7 protein-coding genes are annotated in these 7995 nt (G+C 58.2%); 6 read left to right on the forward strand and 1 reads right to left on the reverse strand.

Annotation, left to right across the window (positions count from 1 at the left end; translation table 11 throughout):
* Nucleotides 1–526 precede the first annotated feature (526 nt).
* A complete protein-coding gene (locus tag R6U20_RS01615) occupies nucleotides 527–1768 on the forward strand; it encodes an alpha/beta fold hydrolase (protein WP_410336125.1) in 1242 nt (413 codons plus the stop codon).
* Between the two features lie 108 nt (nucleotides 1769–1876).
* Nucleotides 1877–2755, forward strand: a complete 879-nt coding sequence (locus R6U20_RS01620) for a sucrase ferredoxin (protein WP_410336126.1) — start codon at nucleotides 1877–1879, stop codon at nucleotides 2753–2755.
* Between the two features lie 43 nt (nucleotides 2756–2798).
* Here the strand turns inward: R6U20_RS01620 and R6U20_RS01625 are convergent, their stop codons facing one another.
* Nucleotides 2799–3737, reverse strand: coding sequence for a DUF4835 family protein (locus R6U20_RS01625; RefSeq protein ID WP_410336127.1), 939 nt, complete (start codon nucleotides 3735–3737; stop codon nucleotides 2799–2801).
* A gap of 224 nt (nucleotides 3738–3961) precedes the next feature.
* Between R6U20_RS01625 and R6U20_RS01630 the strand changes: the two genes are divergently transcribed.
* From R6U20_RS01630 to R6U20_RS01645, 4 genes are all read left to right on the forward strand, one after another.
* Nucleotides 3962–4708, forward strand: coding sequence for a hypothetical protein (locus R6U20_RS01630; protein WP_410336128.1), 747 nt, complete (start codon nucleotides 3962–3964; stop codon nucleotides 4706–4708).
* Nucleotides 4709–4762: 54 nt separating this feature from the next.
* Entirely contained in the window at nucleotides 4763–6889 is a 2127-nt protein-coding gene (locus tag R6U20_RS01635) for a ComEA family DNA-binding protein (RefSeq protein WP_410336129.1), read from the forward strand.
* A 124-nt stretch (nucleotides 6890–7013) separates the two neighbouring features.
* Nucleotides 7014–7637, forward strand: coding sequence for a hypothetical protein (locus R6U20_RS01640; protein WP_410336130.1), 624 nt, complete (start codon nucleotides 7014–7016; stop codon nucleotides 7635–7637).
* A gap of 33 nt (nucleotides 7638–7670) precedes the next feature.
* On the forward strand, nucleotides 7671–7995 hold a 325-nt coding region (locus tag R6U20_RS01645), incomplete at its 3' end, for a hypothetical protein (RefSeq protein WP_410336131.1).

Genomic DNA, 7995 nt, shown 5'->3' on the forward strand with positions numbered 1-7995 from the left:
CCTGAGTGGTGCGTCGCGAGGCGTCTCACCACCTCATGCCCCCCCAGTCGCTTATGCGACAGAGCAGCGGCATCGCTTTCCAGCTGGTCATCCTGAGATGCTTCACTGCGTTCAGCATGACTGAAGAGGAAAGAAAACCTCATACTACCAGGCTATTGTTCGCGCCCTTAAGTCATCCTGACGCCCTTGGGAAGAAGGATCTCAACGCCACCCCCACACATTCAGCACGCTCTGCCGTCTCCAGCACCTCCTGGATTTCGGAGAGCGGGGTAAGACGGTTCCCCTCCTGTTTGACTCTTTTCTTGTTCTCATGCAGCGCAGGGCTGTTGCCGAACGTGTCGAACTGCATCTTATCCTCCGACAAGGTGCTGCGAGCTTTACCTGCGCGATGACACGCCTGCGTGGGGCGAATCGGTTCGCGGAGCGCGGATCGTTACGGGTGTAACACGCGATGCTTTGCATCCACAAAACCCATCGTGCATATGTATATGCAGATTGGCTCTTTTCATTAGCAAACTGGCAACGCATGGCTTCTGAACGATTGACGTTTACCAACGACCGTGGCGACGAACTGGCAGCGCGCCTGGAACGTCCGGATGGCCCCCCAACGGCGTACGCGCTGTTTGCGCACTGCTTTACCTGCTCGAAAGATCTTCGGGCGGCACGCACGATCAGCAAGGCGCTGTGCGATCGTGGGTTTGCGGTGCTGCGCTTTGACTTTACAGGACTGGGCGAGAGCGAGGGCGATTTTGCGGATACCAACTTTTCCTCGAATGCGCAGGACCTGGTGGCAGCAGCCCATTTTCTGGATGCGCAATATGAAGCACCGTCTCTGCTGATTGGCCATTCGTTGGGCGGGGCGGCGGTGCTGCAGGCGGCGCACGACATGCCCTCGGTGCAGGCGATTGCTACCATTGGGGCACCGGCAGAGCCCTCGCATGTGATGCAGTTACTTGATGACGAGATCGACACCATTCAGTCCGAAGGCGAGGCGTCGGTGACGCTGGCCGGGCGGTCGTTTACCATCAAGAAGCAATTTCTGGACGATCTGGAGGCGCAGCACATGCGCGATACGATTGGCGATCTTGATCGTCCGCTCATGATTTTTCACAGCCCGGTGGATCAGACGGTGGGCGTGGAGAACGCAGCGGCTATCTACCAGGCAGCGAAGCACCCGAAGAGCTACGTTTCGCTCGACCAGGCCGATCACCTACTCACCAATCCCGACGATGCGACGTATGTGGCGCATGTCATCTCGGCGCTGGCCGTGCGCTATCTGGATGCGAAATCGGTGGCTACGCCCCCTGATGACGCACCTGGCGATGCGGATGCTCCGGAATCGGGCGTGACGGCAACAACAGGCACCGAGGGCTACCGCACAGAGATGCAGGCGCGGCATCATGCGCTTGTCGGCGACGAGCCCGCGTCGTTGGGTGGCGAAGATACGGGCCCCACACCGTACGAGTACCTGAGCGCGGGCCTGGCATCCTGTACGACCATGACGCTTCAGATGTATGCCCGCCGCAAAGACTGGCCGCTCGAAAAGGCGCATGTAGAGGTGCAGCACAATAAGATCCATGCCAAGGACTGCGACAACTGCGAAACGGAGTCGGGCAAGATCGATCGCTTCACGCGCACGGTGACGGTCGAGGGCGACCTTTCGGATGAGCAGCGCGCTCGCCTACTCGAAATCGCGAACAAGTGCCCGGTGCACCGCACGCTCCACAGCGAAATCAACGTGGTGACGACAGCTGCGGAGCTGGCGTAGCCGTGTTGAAGACGGTTTTCGTGCTCACTACGCATACAGCAGTGCGACTCAGGGCCATTGGCTGCCGGGTCGCCCTCACGCCCCTAACACGCCCTTTCCGTCGTGAACATGCCCTTTTGCTCCCAGATTGCCCGTGCTCAGACCGATAACATGGCTGGCCCCCCTACCGAGGCGGCGCACTGGCTGCTCATCGAAGACCCATCGCCGTGGGCGCGCCAGGCGGTGGAAGGGGCTGCGTGGTATCCGGAAATCGCCAATGCTGTGCAGCAGTGGCGCGCCGCTGTGCCTGACTTGCGTATCCAGCTGATTCGCCGCCGGCTTACTACGTGGGATGTGCGCGGGTCTATCCGCTGCTTCGTAGTACGTGCCGGATGCAACCCGGCTGTGCACGCCCGCCGCGTATCCCATTACACCGATCTGGCTGCACTCGACGTGCCCAGTCTGCTTCAGCGCGGCCCGTTGACTCTGCCCGCGGCCCCGCTCGTGCTAACCTGCACCAACGGGCGGCGCGACGCCTGCTGCGCTAAGTGGGGGCGTCCGGTGGCCGCAGCGGCCCGCCAGGCGCATCCCGAAGGCGCGTGGCAGACCTCGCATTTGGGTGGACATCGGTTTGCGCCCACTGTGTTGGTGCTGCCTGCGGGCATGCACTATGGGTGGGTGGAGGCCGAGGCCATACCTACAGTGGTTGCCGCGCACCAGGCAGACACGGTGTACGACGTGTCGCATTGTCGCGGACGTGTCACGCAGCCGCGCCCGGTGCAGGCTGCGTGCGTTGCGTTGCGGAAGCGTCTACGCTGCACCGCCGTGGATGATGGCACCGGGCAGGTTGTGGCGCATCCGCACGACAGGGTGTGGCAGGTGGCTGTGCAGATGCAGGGCCGCACGCACCGGGCACGCGTGTTAGCGCAGCCGGGCCCCGCATTTCAGCACAGTTGCCAGAGCGACGCCCCGAAGCCCAGCACCCGGTGGCAGGTTGTGTGGAGGTAGTGCAGCGTCAACAGTCATGCTGATGATCAATCCGCCGCGGTTTTTACTCAAGAGCGTTGTTGTAGGTCGAGGAGTGCGACGGGTCGAGTTGGGTGAGGGTGCGGCGCGCTTGCTGGCGGACGGAGCTTCCCCGAAAGAGGGCGGCCAGTTCCTCAAACTTTGAGGAGAAGAAGTGATCGAGGACGTATGTGCTTCCGACTCGGTCTTCAAGCGTTTCCAGGTCACTCAGCACCGCCATAGCCTCTTCGCGTGCGCCCTCGGGGTCATCCACAAAATGATCGAGCACGTCGTAGTGGTACCGAAACATGATGTCGCGCAGGGGGCGGTGTTGGCTGTCGAGCAGTTCATCGATAAAATCGGCGCGGCTACGGTCTGACCCGAATGATTCCCACCCGGTGCTGCTGGGGTCAGACCGAGCCCGTTCTGCGATGGCGCGGCTCTGCTCCAGGTAGGCCGTTCCCCCTCGCTCGCCGAACGTGTCGAAGTCCATGCCTAAAATGAGAAAGGCGTAGAAGTCAAGCACCGAAGCGAGCGGATCGTAGCGGTTCAGGTTATGCACTAAACTTTCGCCTCGGCTGTAGCTAAACTCCCATTTGGGATCGTTGAGGCGCAGTACTGGAGAGGACTGGGCTGTGCGAAAAATGGGCCGCCGGGCCGACACGACCAGCCGTGCTTCGTAGTCACCAGCAGAAGGTTCATCTTCGATGATGACCTGCAGGCTGCATCCAATGCGCTCGCTATCGGCCACGCGGTGCGGCGTCCAGGAGCGTGTATTCAGGTAGGCCTCGATTCGGTCTTCGAGATCGTCGAGCACTGACGTGTCGGTTCCTGAAATCTGTGAGTAGTCCAGCTGCACGCGGCAACTCAACTCTTGCGCCGGACTGATAGGTGCTACGCTTGCCCATCCTACAACGACGAGGGCAATAAGCTGCAATATCCGCCCGATACCAGGCCCGGACGACGCCGCTGCACGTAGATGCACAGAACGAGACGTGTGTGCTGCGTCTTGCATATATCTTCAATACGCTGTATGATACTACACATTCATTTCATGGAACGCGTTTTCTGTGCGTTCAGATCCGGTTTAGAACAGTCTATACGTTGGCTATGCGCATTCTACTGAATCTTCGGCTCCTTCTTTTTTCTGTGGTGCTCGTTACGGTTTTTGCCGCTCCGATGCGGGGGCACACTCAATCTTTGTTCGACATGCGGGGTTCCACGCAGAGTACGGGCCTGGCGCATGCAACGACTGCGCGCCCTGGGCTTGTAGGACTGCACCTGAACCCGGCTTCGTGGGCGGGGCTTAACGCGCGCGCTGCTGCGGTCTATGCTGGGCAGATGTACGGATTGCCCGAGTTGCGTCATGGAGCGCTAAGCCTGCACGAACCCGTGTGGGGCACGACGTTGTCGGGCGGAAGCAGCACGTTTGGATTTGAAGACTATCGCGAAACGCACCTGTCGCTGGGGGCTGCTCGAGCATTTCAGTTGGGCACGGCCCGCTCGCTCCACCTGGGGGTTGCGGTCCGCTACTATCATGTGGCAGTGGAACGCTTTGGCAACGCGCACACCGTGGGACTGCATCTGGGCACCATCATGCAGGTGCTGCCGCTGATTCATGTGGGCATCCACGCCACGAACGTAAACCAGCCACGGTGGACCGGCGATACGCCGCTGCCCCGTACGCTTAGCGTGGGCGCCGCCTATGACCTTTCTGAGCGCGTTGACCTGAGCGCAGATCTGTTCAAAGACCTTGACTTTCCGCTTCGGTTTCGTACGGGCGTTGAGGCCACGATCATCCCCCTGCTTGTTCTGCGTGGTGGGATGCAGACGGCCCCTTCCGAGTTTGCGCTGGGCGTGGGGCTACGTCGGGGCGCGCTGCGGGTGGGGGTAGCTGCCGAGCAGCACTGGGAGTTGGGCTGGTCGCCTGCCGCCGATGTACGCGTGCAGTGGTGACCTCCGGCCTGCTGCGTTGTATGCTGCTTCTCTTCGTGTTAGATGCCCATCGTTATGAATGTGCGATCATTGTCTCGTTTCCTATCGCTGCTGCTGCTTTCAGGCGTCGTGCTCTCCGTATTGCGCTTCCACAGCGTAGAGCGGGCCAGCGCGGCTCCGGCTTCGCGTGGAGGCGCGCTTCCTCTGCGTTCCGATACGACCGATGCGTGGGCGCATCTGTTGCCCTACCTTGATGACGAACCCCACCCTGACGTGCTGACGCGCTGGCAGACGTGGATGGATGATCCGCTCGACCTGAACACCGCCTCGGCCGATCGGCTACAGCAGTTGCCGGGCGTTAGCCTTCGCCAGGCGCTCCAGATCGTGTCGTACCGCGGTACCCATGGGCCGTTTGCGGACGTTGCAGCGCTCCAGCAGGTCCCCACGCTCTCTACCCGAACGTACCGCATGGTGGCCCCTTTCGTGCAGGTTCGCCCCGATGCTGAGGAAGCGTCCACGTCTGCTCGCGAGGCTGCTCCGTGGTGGCGGCACGACTGGCACATGCAGGGCTTGCTCCGCGCTGGGCGCCGCATTGAGCGGGCGCGGGGCTACACGGGCCGCACCGATGTGCCGTATCTGGGCTCGCCCTACCGCTCGGTGCTGCGCCTGCGTGCCTGGAACGCGCATCTCGACATGGGCCTGACCACCGACAAACGCCCGGGCGAGCCGCTCCAGTGGGATCCAACCACCCGCCAGTATGGAGCCGACCACCTCGTGGGATACCTCCGCCTGCGCGACCGGGGCCGCCTGCGCCAGCTGGTGGTGGGGAGCTATCAGGCGGCTTTTGGGCACGGCCTGGCGCTGTGGACGGGCGCGCGCTTTGCTTCGGCGTATGGAACGCCACAGACGCTTCTGCGCCACGGTAGCGGGGTCCGCGCCTATCGCGGCACGAATCCGCACTCGTATTTTCGGGGCGTGGGCGCTACCGTGCGCATTACTCCTCAGGTGGATGCGACGGCTTTTGTGTCGCACCGCAATCGGGATGCCACCCTCGATACGCTTCAGCATGCATCGGACATTGTAGCTCGGTCGCTGCGTAGTACCTCGCTTCGGCGCACAACCACCGAGCGCCAGTACCGACGCGTGCTTCCAACGACGCATGTCGGCGGACAGGTGCAGTGGCAGGCGGCCGGGCTTCGGGTCGGACTGCTGGGCCTCTATGCGCGCTTTGGGCATCCGCTTGTGCCTTCGTTGCGTCCCGACACGCGTCACGATTTTGCCGGGCAATGGACAACGCACTGGAGTCTGGCTGCCCACTACACCCTCTCTGAAAATCTTACATTGGTCGGCGAGGGGGCCCTTACGGGTCCAGAGGGGCGTGCAGCGGTGCTGGGTGCGCATGCCGACATTGGGCGGGCGGCTACGCTGGTCGTGCGGGGGTATGCCATGCATCGTCGTTACGATGCGCTCGACATGGGCAGCCTACCGGGCAGCGGCGGCGCGGGCTCGCAGGGGGCCGAAACCCGACTCGCGCTTACGGTGCATCCGCACTGGACGCTGTACGGCGCGCTTCAGCAGACGTACACGCGCAACCCGCAGTTTCGTACCACTCGCCCTGAAGTGGCCACGCGCGCATCTGCCGCTGTGCACTACGACCCGCACACGCAGTTGCATCTGCGCCTGCAAGGGCAGTGGCGCACCCGCGATCATCGGCAATCCACCACGTATCCCTATGGTCCTACCGTGCCTGTGCATAGCATGCGCACCCAACACAACGTGCGCACCCACTTGCGATATGCGTTCACCGAAACATTGCGCTTTGACACCCGCGCCGCCTGGACGTACGTACAGCAGCCCGACGGCTCGGAAACAGGGACACTTTTATGGGTTGAAACCGGCTACGCGCCGCTTGCACGCCTTTCGACGAATATGCGATGGACCCTCTTCGGCACCGACAGCTTCGAGAGCCGCTTGTTTGCCTACGAGCCGGATGTCCGATATGGATTCAGCGTTCCGGCGTTATTTGAGCACGGGCAGCGCGCTCACGTTCTGGTCCGCCTCGATTTGACATCGGCGGTGCATCTTGAAGCCAAGTACAGCGTTACGGCATATACCAACCGCGATGTCATTGGCCAAGGTCGCGACCAGATTGACAGCTCGCGCGTGCGCAACTGGCGCCTCCAACTGCGTTGGACGCTATAGCGCGTCTGCCCACTGCAATGCCCCTGCTTGGATCAGGGGCTCGGGAGACGGCGCCTTCCCTTTGCCTCATGCTACCGTACTATCATGTCTGATACTGTACCTGCTGTTCTTGTTGTGGAAGACAATGCGGAAACGCAGTTACTCCTGGACTACATTTGAAAAAGAAGATACTTTAAAAAAGTTTTTACCAGACAATATCCAAACTGATCAACATGGGAATTATTTTATAAAAATAGGGGAAAGTAAAACCGTATTTTGTTCTCATCTTGATGTATATAGTAAAAAATATGAGAGAGTTTTCCATATCATAGAAGAGGGCGGTTTCATTACACCCAATGGTACTACGGTATTAGGAGGAGACGATAAAGCGGGTATGGTTATTATGATTAAAATGATTGAAAATAAAATACCAGGACTATATTACTTTTTCAGAGGAGAAGAAGGTGTAACTTCACCCACGGGTACATGGGGGTCTAGACAATCTTTAAAATCTAATTATGAAAAATTTAAAGATTATGATAGATGTATAGCTTTCGATAGAAAAGGGTTAGATTCTATAATAACAGAACAAACATATATCAAATGTTGTTCACCAGAATTTGCTGATGAATTAATTAAAGAATTCGGTAAAAATGGTTTAAAATACCAACAAGATCCTACGGGGTGGTGGTGTGATTCTGGTGTATTCATGGATACAATACCAGAGTGTACGAATATATCAGTAGGTTACTATAACGAACATACATAGGACGAGATACAGGATATAGATCATCTTGAAAAATTGGTAGATGTTTGTATAAAAACTAACTGGGAAAGTTTACCAACAAAAAGAGACCCAAAGGATTATGATTACGGGGTGGATGATTATGTGTTCGATAAGGAATATAAATGGCAAAAAATAAGTACCATAAATTCATACGATCCAAAAAAACATAAAACAAATAGTGATATATTCAGTCTAGTTGTAAATTTAATGGGATTTTTGGGATATGTAGTTCATAACGATGACATGTTTGAAGAGGCAGAAGAAATGTATTTCCAAAATTACGATTCTAATGACTTTTTAATAATTAAAATTATAGATAAGGATATCTATTTAACAGATG

The sequence above is a fragment of the Longimonas sp. genome, assembly GCF_046498435.1.
Taxonomy (GTDB): domain Bacteria; phylum Bacteroidota; class Rhodothermia; order Rhodothermales; family Salinibacteraceae; genus Longimonas.